We start from the raw sequence: 20186 nt of genomic DNA, 5'->3' as shown, positions 1-20186 counted from the left end.
CGCGCATCTTTATGATCAAGTCGCGCACAGCAAAAGTTGGGAGGATCGGCGGATGGGAGCCACGCAGATTTACGAGCGTCATCTGGACAAATGCCGCGCAAACTATACGCCCTTGACGCCGCTGAGTTTTATTGAGCGAACGGCGCAGGTGTATCCGGATTACCCTTCTGTCGTATACGGGGATCGCCGCTATAACTGGGCGGAAACCTATAGCCGGTGTCGGCGACTAGCCGGCGCGTTGGCGGCGCGGGGTATCGGGCGGGGCGATACGGTGTCGATCATCGCTGCAAACATCCCTGAACTGTATGAGGCCCATTTTGGCATCCCAATGGCCGGGGCTGTTCTGAACGCGATCAACACGCGGTTGGACGCGCCAATTATCGCCTTTATTCTGAAACACGCGGAATCCAAGGTTTTGTTGGTCGACCCCGAGTTTTCGGGCGTTGTGAAAGAGGCATTGAAAGAGGTTGATCACGACCTTTTGGTGATCGACATCGAAGATTCCAGCTTTGAGGGAGGCGAAAAGCTGGGCAGCCTGACCTATGATGCGCTGCTGGCAGAGGGTGATCCGGATTTTGCATGGTCTTTGCCCCAAGATGAATGGGACGCGATCACGCTGAACTACACCTCGGGCACCACGGGCAACCCAAAGGGCGTGGTCTATCATCATCGTGGGGCGGCGCTGAACGCTCAGTCCGATCTGTTGGACTGGGACATGCCCAAACACGCCGTCTATCTGTGGACGTTGCCGATGTTCCACTGCAACGGCTGGTGTTTTCCCTGGGCGATGGCGGCCAATGCGGGTGTCTCGGTCTGTTTGCGCGCGGTGCGCGCCGAGCCGATTTATGCAGCGTTCCGCGATGAAAAGGTAACTCATTTCTGCGGCGCGCCGATCGTGTTGAACATGCTGGCCCATGCACCGAACCACCTGAAAGACTTCGACCATCAGATAAAGGTGATGACAGCCGGTGCTCCGCCGCCCGCTGCCGTTATCGAAGCGATGGAGGCGATGGGGGTCGAAGTGACCCACGTCTATGGCCTGACCGAAACCTATGGACCCTCTGTGGTCTGCGCCTGGAAGGATGAGTGGAACACTAAGGACGCGAAAGAGCGTGCCGCGCTGAAAGTCCGGCAGGGGGTTCCTTATTCCGCCCTGTCCGGTCTGATGGTGGCAAACCCCGAAACGATGGAGCCCGTGCCTGCGGATGGCGAAACCATGGGTGAGATTTTCATGCAGGGGAACGTCGTCATGAAGGGTTACCTGAAAAACCCTGACGCAACGGACAAGGCATTCAAGGGCGGGTGGTTTGCGTCTGGTGACCTTGGGGTGATGTATCCGGATGGCTATATCGCGCTTAAGGACCGGTCCAAGGATATTATCATTTCAGGGGGCGAAAATATCTCATCGGTTGAGGTTGAAGGCATCCTGTACAAACATCCTGCCGTGATGGAGGCTGCGGTCGTGGCCCGCCCAGACGACAAGTGGGGCGAAACCCCATGTGCCTTTGTTGAACTCAAGCCAGAGGCGACTGTGACAGAATCCGAGTTGATTGCCTTTTGCCGGGACAACATGGCCCATTTCAAAGCCCCGAAAACAGTGGTGTTCGGGACATTGCCCAAAACATCAACCGGCAAGGTTCAGAAATTCGTTCTGCGGGATCAGGCTCGGGCGCTGACTTAGGCGCCCATCTTGTCAAATATTGACAGATTCAGCTCCAGCATCTCACCCATCCAAACGGCCCGGTCCCGGTGATCTTCAAGATGTTCGCCGGTCTCGGGGTGGGTGAAAATCGTCAGCCCACGGCGGTTTAACATCAGCCACGGCAGGACCTGATCCAAGGCGTCGGGCGCAAAGGCCAATTGACAACTCCAGCGCGGATGCGGACCGACATTGCGTTCGTGCACACGGCCCATCTCAACAGGGAACAGATGTGCAGCCTCGGTACACACCTGTCGCGCCAGATCAACTGTGTCTGCGTCAAAGTAAACATGGGCGTGATAGCCAGTGATTTCGGGCATAGCGACCTCATCAAACCGTTGTGAATGACCTATGCGTAGCTTACAGCCATTCCGCGCAAGATGCTTCTGCGATTTCTGCAACCAGACCTTCCAACCAGCAAAAACCGCAGCGTTCACAAGTTTGATCAAGGTAACCGCGCTATGTGTCGCGAAGGGTTGCCAGCTTTACTGCCTGATCCAGAACATCCGCGTCGCCGATATGGTTGGCCAGCACAAACACCAGGCGCGCGTTCAACGCATCGCTGTCTGATTTCTCCAACCCGTCATGGGCCGCCAGCAGGCTTGCATAAAACCCATCGGCATCGTCGAGATTTGGGATGAGGGTCAGTTCAGCCATATCACCTACTCCTTACCGGTGGCCCGACGAATGGCCTGCCGAAATGCGTTTTCTTCGTATGTATCGCGACGCGCGGCGACATGCTGATCCGGCCGGATCAGATAGACCGCGCTGGTTGCATCTCCCAGATACCGCCGCTTGAGGTCCAGTGTCAGGTCATCTTTGACCGAAAGAGCAAGCCGGGTGGCTTCGACACCGTCTTCCTCGATCCGGTCAGGCGCGTCGGCGTCAATTGTCAGCAAGGTGAACTTGCCTGCCAGTTTCGGCAAAAGGAACTCGTTACCCAAGGGCGCATCAGGGCAGGCTGAACCGGGGCGTGTGATCTCTGGCCCGTTCAGCGCATCCGCTGAGTTCAGGGATGACCGCTGGTAGGTACACGGTGTGCTCAACCGTCCGGAATTAACCAGAGGCCTGGCGAACTCATGCCGCGCACTAAGGTCAAGAACCGCGTCACGAAGAAGCTGGGACATTTCGGATTTCGGAGTGATGAAATTCGTGGACTGGCTGGATTTCGTGATGTTCTCATCCGCAGCCTGCGTCCGTTCAAGGCTGTAGCTGTCCAACAGCAGTTCGGGCGCTTTGCCATCGATAACCAGCTTCAGTTTCCAACACAGGTTGTCAGCGTCCTGCATGCCAGAGTTTGCCCCCAACGCCCCGAACGGGCTGACCTGATGGGCGCTGTCGCCTGCAAAAAGCACACGCCCTTGGCGGAAACGCTCCATCCTGCGGCACTGGAAGGTGTAGATCGACACCCACTCCAACTCAAAATCCACGTCGTCGCCCAGCATAGCCTTGAGGCGAGGAATGACATTCTCGGGCCGTTTCTCGCGTTCCCTGTCAATATCCCAGCCCAATTGAAGATCAATCCGCCAGACATTGTCGGGTTGTTTTTGCATCAACGCCGACTGACCGCGATTGAAGGGCGGATCGAACCAGAACAGACGCTCGGAGGGGAAATCAGCTTCCATCACCACGTCCGCGATCAGGAAATTGTCTTCGAAGACTTGCCCTTCGAAATCCAGCCCAAGCATCCGTCGCGTGGGCGAACTTGCCCCATCGCAGGCAATCAGCCATTCAGCCTCGATGTTGTACGGACCTTCGGGTGTTTCGACCTCAAGCGTGACGTGGCTGTCATGCGTGCCGATGGCTTCTACCTTGTTACGTCCACGAATTTCGATCGACGCGCCATTGGCCTGCAATTCGCGTACTCGGTCGACAAGCGCCATTTCAAAGTAGTATTGTTGCAGGTTTACGAATGCCGGATGTGCATATCCGGTATCCGGTTGCAGATCGAACTCATAGATCTGACGGTCGTGGAAATAGATCTTGCCCTTGTCCCATTGCACACCCCGACCCATCATTGGCTGTACAGCGCCCAGACGATCGGCGATATCCAGTGTACGTTGCGAGAAACAGATGGCACGGCTGCCGAAACTGACCTTGTCATTATCGTCCAGAACGACGACCTCGACACCTTGCTGGGCAAGGTCAATCGCCGTGGCCAGCCCAATTGGGCCTGCGCCGATCACGATTACCTTGTGGCGTACGGCGCTGGCCGAATCCTGATCTGGACTGCGCCCATAAGCGTAAGCCGCGACTTCGAATACTTTGTTCATCGGTCCCTCCGGATTTTCCGGCGCTGGGAAGGCGCAAGATCTTGGCAGCCTTTCGCCAGAGGTTTTGCCTATAATTTCACCGAAAAATCCGCCGGAAAACGATCTGGATCAAATGCGACGGAATGTCTCTATCCTTAAGGGGCGACGTAAATTCCGAAACTCGGTTTTCTAATCGTCTGTCGATGCGCTTTGCCCGCCAACCCCGCGCGTGCAATCGGGCGCGCGGGGTTGCCAGGGCGTCCACGCCTACAGATGCGAATGCTTGACCAACGGCCAAGTTTTGTTTCATTTGGGGAGTAATAGCGGGATAATCGCGACACAAATCGATGAACCTGCGCGTCTGCGCGAAACCAAGATCAGCCGTGCTGCAAACAAGCTACAAGCGAGGCCTACCGGCGGTGCACAGGACGGCCGGGTCGAAAGACTAACCGCCCAGCTTGGCGCAATTGAAGATGTTGTGCTGAACAGAATTCTGCGTCAGCTGACGCGCATGGGGTGAGCACTGGTAATTCCTGCACATTGCCCCCAGATGACACCCTGAGCGGACACTGGAAAAGAAAAAAATGACAATCCCTACTGCCAGAACGGCGAAATCAATTGATCTGAGTGACTGGCTGGTGACACGCGGCCTTGAAGGTGCCACGAAAGAGGAGCTTCTGGATGGGTATTGCAACAAATTGTTGGATTTGGGTGTGCCACTAATGCGCTTCCATGCAGCGCAATCCGCATTGCACCCCGTTTATGGGGGCACAGGGTTTAGCTGGTACCAGGGTCAGGGGGGCGAAACCGAGGCTTTTGAATATTCTGACGAGCCCGTCGAACAGTGGCGGCAAAGCCCGCTTTACGCAATCCTTAACGACGATGTAGAGATCATTCGCGAACGCCTGATCAATCAAAACGAGGCCAGCCGCTTTCCACTGCTGAATGACCTGCGTCAGATCGGCGCCACTGATTACTACGCGACCGGGGTCAGTTTCGACGTCCCCACGCACAATGAACCCAAGGACGCAAAAAAAGCCGTGGACGGCGTGCTGCTGTCGTGGACGTCTAACGCGCCCGATGGGTTCGCGGATACGGACCTGGACCTTATCAATGCAGCTCTGCCGCATCTGGGTCTAGCGCTGAAATCTGCTGCAAGTGCGCGGGTGTCAAAGGACTTGATGCGGGTTTATCTGGGTCGGGACGCGGGGCGGCGGGTATTGTCGGGGGAAATCCGGCGTGGCTCGCTACAACAAATTGATGCGGTGATGTGGAACTTTGATCTGGAAGGTTTCACCAGCCTGTCAGAAGAGCTTCCGGGCAACGAAATCATCGACATGTTGAACGACTATCTGGCTGTGGCTGTCAGTGTCGTGCATGACCATGATGGCAATATTCTGAAATTCATGGGTGACGGGCTGATGGCGATGTTCGATGTCGGTGACATTGATGAAGACGCTCGCGCCGCGCTGAAGTCGGTGCCGGTGCTGCAGCAGCGGATGGAGGCGCTGAATGCTAGGCGTGAGGCCGCGGGTCTGCCGGTGGCCAGCTTTACCCTTGCCTTGCATGCAGGGGAAATTCTGTACGGCAATATCGGGTCGGAAACCCGGTTGGACTTCACGGTCATCGGCCCCGCAGTAAACCAGACCGCGCGGATTGCAGGCATGCACCGGACGCTGGGGCAGCGCATCCTGATTTCGGATGACGTGGCGCGCGCGGCCCAGCCTTGTGCTCAGGACCTGATCTCGGTCGGGCGCTATATGCTACGGGGCGTGCAGGAACCGAAAGAGCTGTTTACAGTGTATAACGGCCAGCAATAAAGGAGAAAGCACTTGTCTTTGGCGCAAGACGTCGAGGACAGGCTTAGTCTGGGGGTTACTTTAGCATTTGCAAGCGACCGATGAGCCAAGCGGGTGCTTAAAAGTCAATCTCCACGCCCGGCAGGTTCAATTCTTTCATCATGTCGCGCAACTCTTGCCGGGCAGCGATGTTCGAGATGTTCAACTGCTTAACGCCGATATCCTTGAGATCCAGCAGGGTCAGGCCCCGAGGGAACAGTTCGCGGAAGATAACCCGTTCGGAAAAGCCCGAGGCCACGCGGAAACCGATGCGCTGCGACAGCATCTCGATCGCGCGCTGCATCTTTTCCTTGTTGACCATACGCTGTGTGCCGACACGGTTGCGCACCACCACCCAATCGATCGGTTTCAACCCCGCCTGCGCACGCAACTGGCGCGCGTTCCAAACCATTTCTGAATAAACCGAGGGTCCAAGTATTTTTTCGCCCTTCGAGTCGATCCGTGCCAGCAGGTCAAAATCAATAAAGCTGTCGTTAAGCGGTGTGACCAGCGTGTCCGCCAGCGAATGGGCCACCTGGCTGAGACGAGTATGGGACCCGGGGCAGTCGATCAGGATAAAGTCGCTGTCGCTTTCCAGTTCGGACACGGCGGCAGACAGGCGATGGTCATAGATATTCTCGCCCGGTTTCAGCTTTGTCGCATCAATTTCGGGTAGGTCGTGGTGGCGGGGGCTCGGCAGGTTCAGGCCCGAGTTTTTGAGGAAATTGGCGCGGTTCTCAAAATACCGACCAAGGCTGCGCTGCCGCAGGTCCAGATCCAGTGTGCTGACCTTGTGCCCCAATCGCGCCAGTGCCGTGGCCACGTGCATGGATACGGTCGATTTGCCTGCGCCGCCCTTCTCGTTCCCCACTACGATGATATGTGCCATGCCTGTATTCCCATGTCCCGCCGTGTTTATCCACACGTTGTTGTGAGCCACTATATGTTGTGTAGGCCGGGAAGGGAAGAACCTCAAACGGTGATCTCAGGTTCTTAAGTGCAAAACCAAGGCCCGGAACCGGGTTTGGCTGCATGTATGACACACAGGCAGAGTTGTTTAATGCTGGGTGCAGGAGGGTGGAGCTGGAGCACCGGTTGGAGCTTTTGGCAGCGATCGATCAGAAAACTGCCACACTCCTGATGCTGATACGTCCTCACTTTGAGGTAGGTCTGTGCCTCGGATCGGTTTGCGTTATCCCCCAAGGTAGACCCCGTCTTTAGGGCGATAGAACACCTTCTGATCGTGCAACTTGCCCAGAAGCGCGTGAACCTGGCGTAGCGTATCTTCGCGCTCGGTCCTGTTTTCTTCCGTTTCGTTTAACACCTCCAGCGATAACGACGCTGCGGTTTCTCGCAATGCGGTTTCGATCAGGTCCATATCCTCAACAGAAAGCTCGAACATATCATTGTACCTAGGCATCTTCAGGATCTCCGTGAGGCTGAGGGGATGGTCGAGGCCAGTGTAGCATCCGACGCACCATGGTGTCGCGATAGGATTGGGACATAGTATCCACGCCAGCATTCAAATTCTGAACGGGAACGATGCACAAAAGAAAAAGGCCGCCCACAAGGACGGCCTTTGGCATTTGAACCACGTCAGGCTTAGAAGCCCAGACCCTCGTATTTCTTCTTGAACTTCGACACGCGACCGCCAGCATCCAACAGGCGGGACGAACCACCAGTCCAGGCGGGGTGCGAAGAGGGGTCGATTTCAAGTGACAGCGTGTCACCTTCGCTGCCCCATGTCGATTTCATCTGAACCACGGTGCCATCGGTCATTTTGACGTCGATGAAGTGGTAGTCGGGATGGATGTCTTTTTTCATCTTTCCGCTCCTTACGCCTCGGCGCCAGCCTTGGGCTTGTAGTTGGTAACCTCTGCGATACGCGCGGATTTACCACGGCGGGTGCGCAGGTAGTAGAGTTTGGCGCGGCGGACTTTACCGCGGCGGACAACGGTGATGCTGTCGATGTTGGTCGAATGCAGCGGGAATACACGCTCCACGCCTTCGCCGAACGAGATTTTGCGGACGGTGAACGAACCGGCAATGCCATTGCCGCCTTTGCGCGCGATACAGACACCTTCGTAGTTCTGCACACGGGTGCGCGATCCTTCGGTCACTTTAAAGCCGACACGGATGGTGTCACCGGCTTTGAAATCGGGGATGTCTTTCCCCAGGGCGGCAATCTGTTCCGCCTCAAGCTGTGCGATCAGGTCCATCGCAGTTACTCCTATCTGCTCGTGGTTTGTCCACGAAGTTAAGCACGGCCTGAGAGCTCTTGGTCTTCACCGGGTCCTGCGAACAGCCCGCCAGAGGTCAGATCGAATGTTCCTTTGGTTCGGTTTGCCCTGACACGCGGTGGCTGAAGAAAGCCGAGCGTTGTGTCATTGTTCAAACCAAAACACCGGAGTCGCGTCTCGCGGCACCGGATTGCGCTGCTTTACGGGGTTTGCAGTCAGGGATCAAGACAAAATTGCCATGTTTATTGGGCTTGGACGGTGGGATTTCGCCGTTCAAAATCTAAAGCGTTGCCTTATTGAGACGATCAGGCATTCTGGATGGTAATTAAATTATAAGAGCAGACATTTTAAACAGGAAAAGCTCATGCGTATGGCATTGATGCTGGCCGTCATGGCCGTTGCGACGCTGTCCTGCGGTCGCGGCACCCCTCCGCCACAACAGGTCGAGGCCAAAGCGTTTCTGCGCACCACGTCCCCTGCAGTTATTTACCCTGCCTTCGGTGATGCTGATCCGCACGACTGGGATGGGCGGCACCCCGGCCATTACCCGGTTCACGGGTTGGACGTGTCGCGATGGCAGGCGCCAATCGACTGGCGCAAGGCCAAAGCCTCGGGTGTCAGTTTCGTGTTCATCAAAGCAACCGAGGGCGGCGACGTTGCTGATCCCATGTTCGATCATCATCGGCGTGGCGCACAGGCCGCCGGGGTGCCTTGGGGTGCATACCACTATTACTATTTCTGCCGCCCTGCGCATGAACAGGCGCGGTGGTTCATAAAGAACGTACCCAAGGGCGCAGATCTGCCCCACGTGCTTGACATGGAATGGACGCCGCACTCCAAGACCTGCCGGCTACGCCCTGACGGGGCAAAGGTCCGCGCCGAAGCAAAGCGGTTCCTCGATATTCTCGAGCGTCACTACGGGCGCCGTCCAATTGTCTATACGACCGTGGATTTCCACGCTGACACAGATATTGACCGTTTGCGTGGAACCGAATTCTGGCTGCGATCAGTTGCAGGGCATCCGCGCAAAGTCTACCCCAAGGCATCCTGGCGTTTCTGGCAATATACCGGCACCGGGCTGGTGCCGGGCGTGCAGGGCAGGGTGGATATCAACACGTTTAACGGGCAGCCCGAGACTTGGGCGCGCTGGAAAGCGGGGGGCTAGCCCCGCGTTTTGCGATAGCTTTCCCAAAGATCAGGCCGTCTTTCTCGGGTGATCTGTTCCGACATCTCGTGCCGCCACTCGGCGATGCGGCCATGATGACCGGACATCAGGATGTCAGGTATCGCGCGGCCCTTCCAATCGGCGGGGCGGGTGTATTGCGGATGCTCAAGCAGGCCCGAGGAAAAGCTTTCTTCTTCCGCAGAGGCCTGATTGCCCAGTACACCGGGGATCAGCCGCACCGTCGCGTCAATCAGTGCCTGGGCCGCAATCTCGCCACCGGTCATGACGAAATCCCCAAGCGAGACCTCCTGAACGCCGTAATGTTCCAGCACCCGTTCATCGACGCCCTCGAACCGGCCGCACAGCAGGGTCATGCCGTCACAGCGCGCAAGGTTTTGCATCATGGGCTGGTCCATCCGGCGGCCACGCGGGCTGAGATAGATCAGCGGCCAATTCCCCTGCACACCGGCCATCGTGTGTTCGATCGCTTCGCCCAAGACATCCGGACGCAAGACCATGCCCGCGCCTCCGCCCGCAGGGGTGTCGTCCACGTTGCGATGCTTGCCGATGCCGAACTGGCGCAGATCGACGGTTTCCAGCTGCCACAGCCCCTCTTGCAGCGCCTTACCGGTCAGGCTTTCGCCAAGGACCCCGGGAAAGGCTGACGGGAACAGGGTGATGACCTTCGCTTTCCACACGCCATGCAAGTCTGGTGTGGGGGTCAGCAGCTCACGCGGTTTCAGGGTCGGGCGGATCGCCTTGCGACCGTGGGATTTGCTGGGCTTTTCTGTCATGTCGTGCCGATCAGCGCCTTTTTTGCGCGTTCAATTGTCGCCGTCTTTTGCGCGATCAGGGCGGCCTCGTCCAGACGCGAACGGTTCAGATCCAGCAGTTCTTGCAGAACGTCTTCGGGCAGGCGGGTGTTGACCTTGGACGGCGGCACCAAAAGTCTGGCTTTGTCGCGCGGCAGGTTCAAGAATTCGGCAAACGGCGTGCCCGTGCCAAAGCGCTGCAATTGCAAGTCTTCAAGCCAGCCTGTTGTTACGGTAACGGTGGGCAACCTGTCGCGGATCTGATCCACCGTGTGTTGCAGGGAGGGCAGATGATCCATGCGCAACCTGAACGTCTCAAAATCCAGCACCTGACGCATGCGTTGCAGATCATGTGCCCAAAGACTGCGCAGCCAACTGCCGCGCTGGCGCAAAGACAGGTAGATGGTGATCTGAACCTCTTGCCGCGCAAATCGATGTCGGACCGCATCAACCAGACAAGCGGCAAGCTCTGGGGTGGCGGCATAGCCCTGTTCGATGTTGCGGCTGGGACGTAGGCCCGCGAAGTTTTCCTCGCTGACGATCAACCCGCGCCGGGTGGCGAAATCCAGCGTGTCGAAAAACGAGCGCAGCCGCGCGCCGAACTCGGACAGGGTGCCAACCGTACCATAGATGGAATGGCTGATCGCCGCTTGCGACAGACCGGACTTTCGGGTGCGATAGGGCAGTGCCAGCGAAAAATGCGGCCAGATAAGTTCACGATTGTCGTAGAGGAACGATTGCGCCGCAGTGGTGCCGGTTTTGTGCAGCCCCAAATGCAGCAAAACCCGCCGCATCAGATCAGCCCTTCTGGCGGGTCGGCGATGATGCGGCCTGTGTCCAGATCGACCGTTGGCACGGCGTCTCGTGTGAAGGGCAACAACACCGTGGCTTTCATACCCGGCCCATGCAACTCCAGCAGATCCGCCGCGCCATGGTTCTGCACCGATTTAACCCTGCCCAACAGGGTGCCGCCAGTGTCATAAACCTCAAGCCCGATCAGGTCGGTGTGATAGAATTCGTCATCCGGCAGCGATGGCAGTTGCGCGCGACGTGCGAACAAGCGCAACCCTTTGAGGGCGTCCGCCTCTTCTTTGGTTTCAACGCCGCCCATCCGAGCGGCAAAGCCGTTTTTGATCGGGCGGGTCAAAACCAGAGGATAGCGTTCGGCCCCGCTTTCATCCGTCAGGGGCGAATAGGCTTCGATATCCTCCGGGATCGCGCAATAGCTTTTGAGACGTACTTCGCCGCGCACACCGTAAGAGCCCGCAATGCTGCCCACGCAAATCAGATCACTCATTTGGCTTGTCCACCGTCACACATAGCCCATCTTGCCAATAACCGCGCAGCTCGCATGCTTCACGTTGGTTCGAGCGTTCAAAGAACACGCCCACAATAAATGCGATCATCAGTAGTATGGGAAGTCGAATAAGGCCAAACATCCTTAACGCACCTCGATCGGCAGCGCGTCTTCACGGTCTTCCCAGCCGACACGTTCCAGTTCCGGCGTGTTGGAAAAGTCTTCGGGCCAGCCAATGCAGAAATAGCCAATTAGGCGCCAGCTATCGGCTACGCGCAGGTCACGCGCCAGCTGTTCGGGGTTCAGAATGGACACCCAGCCAAGCCCCAGCCCCTCTGCCCGAAGGGCGAGCCAGAACAGAGTTACGGCACAAACGACTGAGTAGTGCCGCATCTCGGGCATGGTTTCGGCACCCAAGCGCTGCCCCTTGTCAGTGGCATCGTCGCAGAAGACTGCCAGCTGCACCGGTGCTTCTTGCATGCCAGATAGCTTCAATTGGCTGTAAAGTTTTGCTTTTTCGCCTGAATACCCATCCAAAGCCTGCGCGTTTGCGGTTTGGAAATTTTCAAGCGCCGCAGCACGAGCGTTTGGGCTATCGACGCGAATTACGCGCCACGGCTCGCTGAGTCCTACGGACGGGGCCAGCCGAAACGTGTCGAGGCAGCGCATCAGCACAGCCTCGTCCACGGGATCGGTGCGGAACCGGCGCACGTCGCGCCGGAGCCGCATCAACAGATTGAACTGCGTACGGAAATCGTCGGTAAAGGTCTGACCCTGCACGCGCCCGCCTGTTTATTCTTCTGCCGCTGCTTCTTCAGCAGGTGCAGCCGCCGCTTCGGCAGCTTCAGCAGCCTTTGCAGCTTTTTCTTCAGCGCGTTCCTGCGCCTTCTTGCCTGGGGTGCCTTTCTGCGGGTTGTTACGCTCGGCCTTGTCGCGGGTGCCGGCGGCTTCCAGCATACGTGCGATCCGGTCGGTCGGCTGTGCGCCCTGATCCAACCAGTACTGAATGCGCTCCATGTCCATTTTCACGCGCTCTTCGCTGTCTTTCGGCAGCAGCGGATTGTAAACACCCAGTTTCTCGATGAAACGGCCATCGCGCGGCATGCGGCTGTCCGCCGCTACGATGCGATAGAAAGGACGTTTTTTCGAGCCGCCGCGGGCGAGACGAATTTTCATTGCCATGGTGGTATCTCCTTTGAATGGCGTGACCGGTCGCAGACCGGGTATTCTTGGTATTCGTGGAAACGACGGGTTATTCCTGATGTTTCCTGTGGTGACGGATGACTTCCTGAATGATGAAACTCAGGAAAGCTTTGGCGAAATCAGGGTCCAGATCGGCCTGTTTCGCCAGGTCTTCTAACCGAGCGATCTGCGCAGCCTCGCGCGTGGGATCGGACGGGGGAAGGTCGTGTTCGGCCTTGAGCTTGCCTACGGCCTGCGTGTGCTTGAACCGCTCGCCCAGCGTATAGACAAGGATCGCGTCCAGCCGGTCAATGCTTTCGCGGTGGTCTTTCAACAGCGTGGCAGCATGTGTCACGGGGTTGGTCATTGGCCGGTCCTCTCAGAGATCAAAGCAGGTTCGGGAATGTCGATCTTGGGATGCCGCCAGACTTGGCAGGGCTTGCCTACAACTTCGCCTTCGCGTTCGTAGGTTGCGCCCAGCCGCTCGGCCAAACTACGCGACCGGACATTTGAGTGCGCGATATAGCTGATCACGCCATTCAGACCCTGAATGCGCGCGGCATAGTTCCGCGCAGCGATTGCTGCCTCGAACGCCAACCCCTTGCCTTCGGCCTCATCCATTACGGTCCAGCCGATCTCGGGCTCATCCCAACCTGGAACATCGATAATTCCAGCCCAGCCTGCAAAGGCTCCGGTTGCCTTGTCGCTCAGGTGCCACAATCCATAGCCCTTCAGCATCCAATGCCCCAAGCGACGGCTAAGCGAACCCCACGCCTCGGCCGCGTCTAGCGGCCCACCGACAATATGGCTGCGTTCTGACGCGTAAAACGCAGTCATACGCGGCAGGTCATCCGCATGAGGTGCCCGCAGGATCAGTCGTTCGGTTTCAATGGTCGGGATGGTGAACGTGGTCATGCGTATGCCTCGATCCCGCCATTTACCAGATCGGACGGGGCAGGGTGCCGCCAGATTTCCGACTTACCAAACTTCGGGTGGTCATAGTGATACTCGAACTGCGCACCCAAACGCTGCGCCACGGCCTTGCTGGCGTGGTTGTTCAGATCGATCAGCGAGATTGCCGTTTTCCAACCCAGAATGTCATAGGCATGGGCACGCGCAGCCAGTCCGGCCTCGGTCGCATAGCCTTTACCAGTGGCATCGTTCATCAGTGTCCAGCCGATTTCGGGCTCGGGCCAGCCTTCGGGGTACCACAGACCGACATGGCCTACATAGGTGCCGGTTTCCTTTTCTTCGACGCCCCAGAACCCATAGCCGCGCAAAGCCCAGTGACCCAGCAGCGTGGCAATTGCCCGCCAAGTCTCATCCCGGCGCAGAGGTCCGCCGACAAAGCGCGATGCCTCGCTGGCAAAGAACTCTGCCTCGGTGTCCAGATCAGCCTCGGACGGTGCGCGCAGGATCAGGCGCTTGGTTTCCAGCTTAGGTATATCCAACGCATGTGTCATGCCAGCACCTCGTCATAGCGCCAGACATGCTGATCCGGGCCAAGTGCCTGTTCTGCATCTGTGTCACGCGATGCGCCCAACCGTTTGGCAAGCGCATTCGAGCGGGCGTTTGATGCTGAAACGTAGCTGACAAAACCACCGGATCCGAGCAGCTCAAAACCGAAATTACGAACAGCTGTGCATGCCTCGGTGGCATAGCCCTGCATGCGATGATCGGTGGAGAATAGATAGCCGAGTTCGGGTTCCCGATCGTCCCATTCCAGACCAAGGAAAACGAAGCCAATGACCTGATCATCCGATTTCAACGCGACCGAGAAAAGGCCATGACCATGCAAAAGCCAACCGGACGCATAGTATGAAAACTCGGTCCAGGCGTCCTGATCGGTATCGCCGAAGCTGTCTTTGAAGATCGACGTCCACAGCGGCAGATCGTCCAGAGTAGGAGCACGCAGTTGCAGCCGTCGGGTCTCAAGAACCGGCAGAGCCGCGCGATATTGCGCTGCCGCCATCGCCGCCTTTCCAGACGGGGGCTGAGTGCAGCGTGCTGTCGTCACTTTTTCTTCCCGAACCCGCTGAGGCCCGGAGGCAGGGCCATGCCGCCACCCAGACCCGGCAAACCGCCACGTCCACCCATTGCCTTGGCCGCCTGTTCCAGCGCCTTGGGGTCCATACCTGCGGCCATGTCTTCGGGCGAAGGGCCGCCCTTGCCGAACATACCTTTCATGGCCTGTTTCAGCATCTTGCCTTTGCCCATCTTGCCCATCTTCTTCATCATGTCCGACATCTGCCGGTGCATCTTGATCAGCTTGTTGAGATCGCTGACTTCCATGCCCGAACCTGCAGCGATCCGTTTTTTCCGGCTTGCTTGCAGCAGTTGCGGGTTGGCGCGTTCTTTCTTGGTCATGGACTGAATCATGGCAATCTGCTGGCGCAGGATCTTGTCATCCAGACCCGCCTGATCCATCTGCTTTGCCATCTTGCCCATGCCGGGCATCATGCCCATCATGCCCTGCATGCCGCCCATCTGGATCATTTGCTCCAGCTGCATTTTCAGGTCGTTCATGTTGAACTGACCTTTGACCATGCGCTTCATCATGCGCTCGGTCTGTTCCATCTCCATCGTTTCCTGGGCCTTTTCGACCAGGGCAACGATGTCGCCCATGCCCAGAATACGACCGGCGATCCGGTCCGGCTCGAAGGTCTCCAGCGCGTCCATTTTCTCACCCAGACCGACAAAACGGATCGGCTTGCCGGTGACCGCGCGCATCGACAGAGCCGCGCCGCCGCGCCCGTCTCCATCCATCCGGGTCAGGACCACGCCCGAGATGCCGACCTTGGCGTCGAACTCCTCGGCCACTTCAACGGCGACCTGACCGGTCAGGCCGTCGACGACCAGCAGGGTTTCGCGCGGATCAACCGCGTTGCGGACCTGCTCAACCTCGTCCATCAGCACTTCGTCAATGTGCAGACGGCCCGCGGTGTCGAGCATATAGACGTCGTAGCCACCCAGCGTCGCCTGTTGTTTGGCGCGCTTGGCGATATCGACGGGTTTCTGACCGGGAACGATCGGCAGCGTATCGACGCCGACTTGCGTGCCCAACACAGCAAGCTGATCCATCGCCGCCGGGCGGTAAACGTCCAGCGAGGCCATCAGGACCTTCTTGCCCTCTTTCTCTTTCAGGCGCTTGGCGAGCTTGCCGGTTGTGGTCGTTTTACCCGATCCCTGCAGACCGACCATCAGGATCGGAGCGGGCGGGTTATCGATCTTCAGCTTGCCGGGGTCTTCTTCCCCACGCAGCACGTCAACCAGCGCGTCATGCACGATCTTGACGACCTGCTGGCCGGGTGTGATTGACTTGGTGACAGCCTGACCAGTGGCCTGATCCTGAACCTTCTTGACGAATTCGCGCGCAACCGGCAGCGAGACGTCAGCCTCAAGCAACGCTACGCGAACCTCGCGCAGGGCGGTCTTTACGTCTTCCTCGGACAGCGCGCCTTGTTTGGTCAGCCGGTCAAAGACGCCAGAGAGGCGTTCGGATAGATTTTCAAACATGCCTTCGGCCTCCTTAGCCGGTTATCTCGTGGCACTTCCTAGGTAGGAAATACCGGTTAAATGCACAATTGCCCCTCCCACAGAATTAGACGTGGGGTAAAGCCAAATGGAATTGCCCCCACGGGCGAAACTCGCTGGTGGGGGGCGATCCCTGAACGACTCAAGGGACCGGAAGATCAGACACTTCCGGATGTTTGAGGGGTCTCTAGGCGGGATCGGTGTCAGAGTCAACCATGTGCGCTGCAGCCTGCTTGCATCGCGGCCGCGTATTCGTCATGGCGACCGCAACGCGCAGGAGGTTCCCATGGACGCATCATCGACTTTTCAGGATACATTGCCGCTCAGTTCGGATGCGCTGCTGGCGCAGTTGGATAGCTGGGGGCTGGCCTACCGCCTGCACACCCATGTTCCACTGCGCACAGTTGAAGAGTCGAAGGCGGTCGAAGATCAGTTTATGGTGCCGGGCGAAAATGCCCTGCGCCTTAAGAACCTGTACTTGCGAGACAAGAAAAAGCGGAACTACCTCGTGACATTGGAGCAGAGCCGCGAGATTGATCTCAAGACGCTGGGTGCTGAACTCGGGGTGGGCAATCTATCGTTTGGTTCGGCGGATCGGTTGATGCAGAACCTTGGTATTCGTCCCGGCGCGGTCAGCCCGCTTGCCATGATCAACGGGGTGCAAAACGACGTCAGCTTCTTCATGGACGCGGCAGCGCAGCAGGCGGATGTCATTTACATGCACCCCCTGGTCAATGACCGCACGGTGGCGTTGGCGCGCACAGACCTACTGGCATTTTTTGACAAGATCGGCTGCGACGTTCGCTGGCTGCATTGATCAACCCTGAAGTGATTCTTTCAGGGCGGCTGCGACATGAGCCGCCGATGGATTGACGAAAAGATGCCCGTCAGCCTCGAAAACCGGGTCGTCCAGATGATCCGGAAACGCCAGCGGCAATTCTGTGCAGGCTAGCAGAATGGCGGTTCCCGGCTCTGCATGTCTGTTGCAATAGGCCAGCAGCCTGTCGCGCGCAGCCTCTGAGGCACCGCCATAGAAATCACTGTCGATCATGGCCTGCATTTCGGCGATCTCAGCCGCGGGTAAGCGATCATTGGCTGTGATGCACTCTCGGGCCAGTTGGTCGGCGTAGTCGGTCGCCTGCATCGTGATGGTTGTCCCCAAGACCAGCGCTTTGGACGCGCCCGTTGTGGCAGTAACTCGGGCCGTGGCGTCGAAGATGCTGAGGATCGGCATCGAAACACCCTGCCTGATCGCATGCAGCCTGGCATGCGGGGTATTCGAGGCGATTATTCCGAAATCACATCCGGCACGTTCCAGTGTCAGCAATGCGTCGCGAAAGACGGCGTCAAACCCGGCCCAGCTGTCCTCATCCCCGGCCACGCCGCGCAACGCACGGGTTTTGGCTTGTGTTACGGATTCGATGGTCATCGGCGGGACAGGCAGCGGAGACCCATGCCCGCGTTCAGCAAAGTACTGGCCTGCGCCCTGGGCGATTGCCCGATAGTAATCCACGGTTGAGGCCCAGCCCACGCCGCCCAGAATGCCAATTTTCTTCATGATAAACGCCCAGCCTGCGAATTCTGTTTCAGACGCAGACTGGACGTTTCCCGGCGCAAAGGCCAGATTTCGTTTAGGCAGCCAGTTGGGTCACGGCCTTATGAGCGTTGCTCAGCGCGGCTTCGGCGTCTATCGCCATCGAGTCTGCGGCAACAATTTCAATATCGGTGATACCGATGAACCCCAGCATGTGACGGACATAGCCGGTGGCAAAGTCGATCTCGGACCCGACTGCCGTGCCGCCCGATGCGATGGCGAGAACCACGCGCTTGCCCTCCAACAGGCCTTTGGGGCCATTTTCACTGTACGAGAATGTCAGACCTACGCGAGCGACCAGATCAATCCAGGCTTTGAAAGCCGCAGGAACCGAGAAGTTGTAGATGGGCAAGCCAATGACGATCGTGTCGGCGTCTTGAAGCTCATTCACCAGGCTATCGGACAATGCCAGCTGGTCGCGTTGCGCATCGCTGCGTTGATCCGCCGGCGTGAAATTGGCGTTGATCCAGTCCTCGGTCAGAAGGGGCAGCGACTTTGCCAGATCGCGGCGGATGATGCGACCGGCGCTCAGATGCTTGACGATACGGTCAGTCAGGTCACGGCTGGTGGAACCTTCGCGGCGGGCGGAGGCGTCGATATGCAGGATTGTTTTGGTCATCTCTTCGATCCTTGGGTTAACAAAACTTGCTCTATGGTCGTATATGAATATTGCGCGATTGAACAAAAGTCGGATATATCAACAGGTATTGTTGGAAATTGCACAGTGTTGGTGATGGCGTGGACAATTGGGATGAAGTGAGAACCGCGTACCAAGTGGCCCGCATGGGAACCGTTAGCGGCGCGGCCGAGGTGCTGGGTGTTCACCACGCTACCGTTATCCGCCATATCGACTCGATCGAGGCGCGGTTGGGCGTCAAGCTGTTCCAGCGTCATGCCCGTGGTTACACACCCACCGAAGCTGGTGAGGATCTGCTGCGCGTGGCGCAAGCAACCGAAGATCAGTTCAACCAACTTGTTGGACGGATGAAAGGGCGGGGAGATGATGTTGCCGGTGAGCTGGTCGTGACTTCGCTTTCTTCGCTGGCGCCTTTGGTCGTACCGGTGCTAAGCGAGTTTCAGAAGCTGCACCCAAGTGTCATCGTGCGCTATCTGACAGGTGATCGGCTGTTCCGCCTGGAATACGGTGAGGCTCATGTGGCGATCCGCGCCGGGGCTGCACCGGATCAGCCGGACAACGTTGTTCAACCGTTCTGGACCCAACAGATGGGGCTATACGCCAGCAAAGACTATATCAAGCGGCACGGCGTTCCTTCGAGCATCGAAGACTTCGCCAACCATCACTTCGTCGGAAATGACGATGAAAACAGTCGGGCTCCGTTTTCTCGCTGGCTGCGTGAAAATGTGCCAGAGAGCGCGATTACCTTCCGATGCTCGAACAATTTTACGATGCGGCAGGCGGTGTTGGCGGGGGCAGGTATCGGGTTCATGGAACGATGGGAGGCAGCCCGCAGTCCCGACTTGCAAGAGGTAATAGACAGTTTGCCTGAATGGTCAGGTAAGCTGTGGCTGGTGACGCATGTCGACCTGCATCGGACCACAAAGGTGCAGGCGTTCCTGACGTTCTTGAAAACCCGCGTGAAAGAGTGGGTGGTTTGACACCTCAAGCTCAGGGCCATTTGGCGATGCTGGTCTTTTCGGCACTGGTTGCCGGCAGCTTTTCTCTGGGATCATTGATCGCCAACCAGATCGCGCCCGAAGCGATCACGGCAGCGCGGTTCCTGATCGCCTCGGTTGTGATTGGGGTGGCTGCCGGGATGACCACTGGTCTGCCCCGCAGTGCGGCAAAGGCACCGTGGCGATACGTGGTGCTTGGTGGGCTGTTTGCCAGTTACTTCGTGCTGATGTTCCACGGATTGAAAACCGCGCCACCCGTCAGTGCGGCGGCTGTGTTTACTCTGACCCCGGTGCTGTCCGCCGTGGCGGGTTGGGTGCTGCTGCGGCAAATCACGACACCAAGGATGGCTTTGGCATTGACCGTTGGCGCGATTGGTGCGCTTTGGGTCATTTTCCGTGCAGATTGGCAGGCGTTTGTAGCGTTCGAGATCGGCGGCGGAGAGATCATCTATTTCTGGGGCTGCGTGGCCCATGCGATCTATACGCCGATGGTGCGCAAACTGAACAGGGGTGAACCGGCTGTCATATTTACGTTTGGAACGCTGGTCGCGGGGTGCGTGTTGCTTACCCTTTATGGCTGGTCCGATATACGGGCGACCGATTGGACAAACCTGCCGCTGATCGTCTGGGTCGGTCTTTTTTACGTCTCGATCTTTGCCACGGCAGTCAGCTTTGTCTTGGTTCAGTTCGCGGCATTGCGCCTGCCTTCGGCAAAGGTGATGGCTTATACCTACCTGACGCCCAGTTGGGTGATCCTCTGGCAGGTCGGACTGGGTCAGCAGTGGCCAAGCTTGACTGTTTTCATTGGGGCGCTTTTGACCGTTATTGCTCTTGCTCTGCTGTTAAAGTCGCATGATCCAACAAGAGCCACAGCAGATCCGGTGCGGGACTAAACTCGTCCGTTGAGGCAGATCAAGGTCGCCTTTGGCAAAGTGCCT

25 protein-coding genes are annotated in these 20186 nt (G+C 57.8%); 6 read left to right on the top strand and 19 right to left on the bottom strand.

Features of this window, described 5'->3' with window-relative positions; genetic code table 11:
* The first annotated feature begins 52 nt into the window (after positions 1-52).
* Entirely contained in the window at positions 53-1681 is a 1629-nt protein-coding gene (locus ACXAET_RS09760) for an acyl-CoA synthetase (protein ID WP_475184113.1), read from the top strand.
* On the opposite strand, the gene ACXAET_RS09755 is transcribed toward ACXAET_RS09760, so the two are convergent.
* From ACXAET_RS09755 to ACXAET_RS09745, 3 genes are all read right to left on the bottom strand, one after another.
* Positions 1678-2019 (bottom strand): DOPA 4,5-dioxygenase family protein, encoded by a 342-nt coding sequence (locus ACXAET_RS09755; RefSeq protein WP_475184111.1) that lies wholly within the window; start codon positions 2017-2019, stop codon positions 1678-1680. The two genes, ACXAET_RS09760 and ACXAET_RS09755, sit on opposite strands and share 4 nt — an antisense overlap.
* Before the next feature lie 139 nt (positions 2020-2158).
* Positions 2159-2356 (bottom strand): DUF2783 domain-containing protein, encoded by a 198-nt coding sequence (locus ACXAET_RS09750; RefSeq protein WP_475184109.1) that lies wholly within the window; start codon positions 2354-2356, stop codon positions 2159-2161.
* A 5-nt stretch (positions 2357-2361) separates the two neighbouring features.
* Positions 2362-3972 (bottom strand): FAD-dependent oxidoreductase, encoded by a 1611-nt coding sequence (locus ACXAET_RS09745; protein WP_475184108.1) that lies wholly within the window; start codon positions 3970-3972, stop codon positions 2362-2364.
* Between the two features lie 563 nt (positions 3973-4535).
* Between ACXAET_RS09745 and ACXAET_RS09740 the strand changes: the two genes are divergently transcribed.
* Entirely contained in the window at positions 4536-5771 is a 1236-nt protein-coding gene (locus ACXAET_RS09740; protein ID WP_475184106.1) for an adenylate/guanylate cyclase domain-containing protein, read from the top strand.
* Positions 5772-5868: 97 nt separating this feature from the next.
* Here ACXAET_RS09740 and ACXAET_RS09735 read toward each other — a convergent pair whose 3' ends face one another.
* The 4 genes from ACXAET_RS09735 to rplS all read right to left on the bottom strand — a co-directional run bounded on the left by ACXAET_RS09735 (position 5869) and on the right by rplS (position 8008).
* Positions 5869-6678, bottom strand: a complete 810-nt coding sequence (locus ACXAET_RS09735) for a division plane positioning ATPase MipZ (protein WP_475184104.1) — start codon at positions 6676-6678, stop codon at positions 5869-5871.
* A 303-nt stretch (positions 6679-6981) separates the two neighbouring features.
* The gene (locus tag ACXAET_RS09730; protein ID WP_475184102.1) at positions 6982-7209 is read right to left on the bottom strand and encodes a hypothetical protein; all 228 of its coding nucleotides are present in this window, start codon (positions 7207-7209) and stop codon (positions 6982-6984) included.
* Positions 7210-7391: 182 nt separating this feature from the next.
* On the bottom strand, positions 7392-7613 hold the full coding sequence (gene rpmE, locus ACXAET_RS09725; RefSeq protein ID WP_475184100.1) for a 50S ribosomal protein L31: 222 nt from the start codon (positions 7611-7613) through the stop codon (positions 7392-7394).
* Between the two features lie 11 nt (positions 7614-7624).
* Positions 7625-8008: a 50S ribosomal protein L19 gene (rplS, locus tag ACXAET_RS09720; protein WP_068339209.1), complete on the bottom strand. Its 384-nt coding sequence runs from the start codon at positions 8006-8008 to the stop codon at positions 7625-7627.
* 385 nt (positions 8009-8393) lie between these two features.
* Between rplS and ACXAET_RS09715 the strand changes: the two genes are divergently transcribed.
* The gene (locus ACXAET_RS09715; RefSeq protein WP_475184098.1) at positions 8394-9194 is read left to right on the top strand and encodes a glycoside hydrolase family 25 protein; all 801 of its coding nucleotides are present in this window, start codon (positions 8394-8396) and stop codon (positions 9192-9194) included.
* On the opposite strand, the gene trmD is transcribed toward ACXAET_RS09715, so the two are convergent.
* From trmD to ffh, 10 genes are all read right to left on the bottom strand, one after another.
* Positions 9191-9988, bottom strand: a complete 798-nt coding sequence (trmD, locus tag ACXAET_RS09710; RefSeq protein ID WP_475184096.1) for a tRNA (guanosine(37)-N1)-methyltransferase TrmD — start codon at positions 9986-9988, stop codon at positions 9191-9193. The two genes, ACXAET_RS09715 and trmD, sit on opposite strands and share 4 nt — an antisense overlap.
* Entirely contained in the window at positions 9985-10800 is an 816-nt protein-coding gene (locus ACXAET_RS09705) for a hypothetical protein (protein WP_475184094.1), read from the bottom strand. The genes trmD and ACXAET_RS09705 overlap by 4 nt, the downstream gene beginning before the upstream one ends.
* Complete coding sequence (gene rimM / locus ACXAET_RS09700; RefSeq protein ID WP_068339196.1) at positions 10800-11303, bottom strand: ribosome maturation factor RimM; 504 nt, start codon at positions 11301-11303, stop codon at positions 10800-10802. The genes ACXAET_RS09705 and rimM overlap by 1 nt, the downstream gene beginning before the upstream one ends.
* Before the next feature lie 144 nt (positions 11304-11447).
* Entirely contained in the window at positions 11448-12083 is a 636-nt protein-coding gene (bluB, locus tag ACXAET_RS09695; protein ID WP_475184091.1) for a 5,6-dimethylbenzimidazole synthase, read from the bottom strand.
* A 12-nt stretch (positions 12084-12095) separates the two neighbouring features.
* Positions 12096-12485, bottom strand: coding sequence for a 30S ribosomal protein S16 (gene rpsP / locus ACXAET_RS09690; protein ID WP_068339193.1), 390 nt, complete (start codon positions 12483-12485; stop codon positions 12096-12098).
* A gap of 70 nt (positions 12486-12555) precedes the next feature.
* Positions 12556-12852 (bottom strand): chorismate mutase, encoded by a 297-nt coding sequence (locus tag ACXAET_RS09685; RefSeq protein ID WP_475184088.1) that lies wholly within the window; start codon positions 12850-12852, stop codon positions 12556-12558.
* Complete coding sequence (locus tag ACXAET_RS09680; RefSeq protein WP_475184087.1) at positions 12849-13400, bottom strand: GNAT family N-acetyltransferase; 552 nt, start codon at positions 13398-13400, stop codon at positions 12849-12851. Before ACXAET_RS09680 ends, ACXAET_RS09685 begins: the two co-directional genes overlap by 4 nt.
* On the bottom strand, positions 13397-13948 hold the full coding sequence (locus tag ACXAET_RS09675; protein WP_475184085.1) for a GNAT family N-acetyltransferase: 552 nt from the start codon (positions 13946-13948) through the stop codon (positions 13397-13399). The genes ACXAET_RS09680 and ACXAET_RS09675 overlap by 4 nt, the downstream gene beginning before the upstream one ends.
* Positions 13945-14502 carry a GNAT family N-acetyltransferase gene (locus ACXAET_RS09670; RefSeq protein WP_475184084.1) on the bottom strand — a complete coding sequence of 186 codons (558 nt, stop codon included), beginning with the start codon at positions 14500-14502 and terminating at the stop codon, positions 13945-13947. The genes ACXAET_RS09675 and ACXAET_RS09670 overlap by 4 nt, the downstream gene beginning before the upstream one ends.
* Positions 14499-16001, bottom strand: coding sequence for a signal recognition particle protein (gene ffh, locus ACXAET_RS09665; protein ID WP_475184082.1), 1503 nt, complete (start codon positions 15999-16001; stop codon positions 14499-14501). Before ffh ends, ACXAET_RS09670 begins: the two co-directional genes overlap by 4 nt.
* A gap of 304 nt (positions 16002-16305) precedes the next feature.
* On the opposite strand from ffh, the gene ACXAET_RS09660 reads away from it, so the two are divergent.
* Complete coding sequence (locus tag ACXAET_RS09660; protein WP_475184080.1) at positions 16306-16836, top strand: prolyl-tRNA synthetase associated domain-containing protein; 531 nt, start codon at positions 16306-16308, stop codon at positions 16834-16836.
* Here the strand turns inward: ACXAET_RS09660 and ACXAET_RS09655 are convergent, their stop codons facing one another.
* On the bottom strand, positions 16837-17577 hold the full coding sequence (locus tag ACXAET_RS09655) for an aspartate/glutamate racemase family protein (protein WP_475184078.1): 741 nt from the start codon (positions 17575-17577) through the stop codon (positions 16837-16839).
* A 73-nt stretch (positions 17578-17650) separates the two neighbouring features.
* Entirely contained in the window at positions 17651-18232 is a 582-nt protein-coding gene (locus tag ACXAET_RS09650; protein WP_475184076.1) for an FMN-dependent NADH-azoreductase, read from the bottom strand.
* A gap of 119 nt (positions 18233-18351) precedes the next feature.
* Here ACXAET_RS09650 and ACXAET_RS09645 point away from each other — a divergent pair, with 119 nt between their 5' ends.
* Both ACXAET_RS09645 and ACXAET_RS09640 read left to right on the top strand, forming a co-directional pair.
* Positions 18352-19230 carry a LysR family transcriptional regulator gene (locus ACXAET_RS09645; protein ID WP_224891776.1) on the top strand — a complete coding sequence of 293 codons (879 nt, stop codon included), beginning with the start codon at positions 18352-18354 and terminating at the stop codon, positions 19228-19230.
* Positions 19227-20141 (top strand): DMT family transporter, encoded by a 915-nt coding sequence (locus ACXAET_RS09640; protein ID WP_475184074.1) that lies wholly within the window; start codon positions 19227-19229, stop codon positions 20139-20141. Before ACXAET_RS09645 ends, ACXAET_RS09640 begins: the two co-directional genes overlap by 4 nt.
* Positions 20142-20186: the final 45 nt, after the last annotated feature.

The sequence above is a fragment of the Ruegeria sp. AWH4_226 genome (assembly GCF_056159225.1).
The sequence above is the reverse complement of the archived record's forward strand: the minus strand, read 5'-3'. Positions and strand labels throughout refer to the sequence as shown.

What these genes read in the sequence shown, in the direction of transcription:
- ACXAET_RS09760 (WP_475184113.1), top strand. Translation starts at nt 53, where the DNA reads ATGGGAGCCACGCAGATTTACGAGCGTCATCTGGACAAATGCCGCGCA.
- ACXAET_RS09755 (WP_475184111.1), bottom strand. Translation starts at nt 2,019, where the DNA reads ATGCCCGAAATCACTGGCTATCACGCCCATGTTTACTTTGACGCAGAC.
- ACXAET_RS09750 (WP_475184109.1), bottom strand. Translation starts at nt 2,356, where the DNA reads ATGGCTGAACTGACCCTCATCCCAAATCTCGACGATGCCGATGGGTTT.
- ACXAET_RS09745 (WP_475184108.1), bottom strand. Translation starts at nt 3,972, where the DNA reads ATGAACAAAGTATTCGAAGTCGCGGCTTACGCTTATGGGCGCAGTCCA.
- ACXAET_RS09740 (WP_475184106.1), top strand. Translation starts at nt 4,536, where the DNA reads ATGACAATCCCTACTGCCAGAACGGCGAAATCAATTGATCTGAGTGAC.
- ACXAET_RS09735 (WP_475184104.1), bottom strand. Translation starts at nt 6,678, where the DNA reads ATGGCACATATCATCGTAGTGGGGAACGAGAAGGGCGGCGCAGGCAAA.
- ACXAET_RS09730 (WP_475184102.1), bottom strand. Translation starts at nt 7,209, where the DNA reads ATGCCTAGGTACAATGATATGTTCGAGCTTTCTGTTGAGGATATGGAC.
- rpmE (WP_475184100.1), bottom strand. Translation starts at nt 7,613, where the DNA reads ATGAAAAAAGACATCCATCCCGACTACCACTTCATCGACGTCAAAATG.
- rplS (WP_068339209.1), bottom strand. Translation starts at nt 8,008, where the DNA reads ATGGACCTGATCGCACAGCTTGAGGCGGAACAGATTGCCGCCCTGGGG.
- ACXAET_RS09715 (WP_475184098.1), top strand. Translation starts at nt 8,394, where the DNA reads ATGCGTATGGCATTGATGCTGGCCGTCATGGCCGTTGCGACGCTGTCC.
- trmD (WP_475184096.1), bottom strand. Translation starts at nt 9,988, where the DNA reads ATGACAGAAAAGCCCAGCAAATCCCACGGTCGCAAGGCGATCCGCCCG.
- ACXAET_RS09705 (WP_475184094.1), bottom strand. Translation starts at nt 10,800, where the DNA reads ATGCGGCGGGTTTTGCTGCATTTGGGGCTGCACAAAACCGGCACCACT.
- rimM (WP_068339196.1), bottom strand. Translation starts at nt 11,303, where the DNA reads ATGAGTGATCTGATTTGCGTGGGCAGCATTGCGGGCTCTTACGGTGTG.
- rpsP (WP_068339193.1), bottom strand. Translation starts at nt 12,485, where the DNA reads ATGGCAATGAAAATTCGTCTCGCCCGCGGCGGCTCGAAAAAACGTCCT.
- ACXAET_RS09685 (WP_475184088.1), bottom strand. Translation starts at nt 12,852, where the DNA reads ATGACCAACCCCGTGACACATGCTGCCACGCTGTTGAAAGACCACCGC.
- ACXAET_RS09680 (WP_475184087.1), bottom strand. Translation starts at nt 13,400, where the DNA reads ATGACCACGTTCACCATCCCGACCATTGAAACCGAACGACTGATCCTG.
- ACXAET_RS09675 (WP_475184085.1), bottom strand. Translation starts at nt 13,948, where the DNA reads ATGACACATGCGTTGGATATACCTAAGCTGGAAACCAAGCGCCTGATC.
- ffh (WP_475184082.1), bottom strand. Translation starts at nt 16,001, where the DNA reads ATGTTTGAAAATCTATCCGAACGCCTCTCTGGCGTCTTTGACCGGCTG.
- ACXAET_RS09660 (WP_475184080.1), top strand. Translation starts at nt 16,306, where the DNA reads ATGGACGCATCATCGACTTTTCAGGATACATTGCCGCTCAGTTCGGAT.
- ACXAET_RS09655 (WP_475184078.1), bottom strand. Translation starts at nt 17,577, where the DNA reads ATGAAGAAAATTGGCATTCTGGGCGGCGTGGGCTGGGCCTCAACCGTG.
- ACXAET_RS09650 (WP_475184076.1), bottom strand. Translation starts at nt 18,232, where the DNA reads ATGACCAAAACAATCCTGCATATCGACGCCTCCGCCCGCCGCGAAGGT.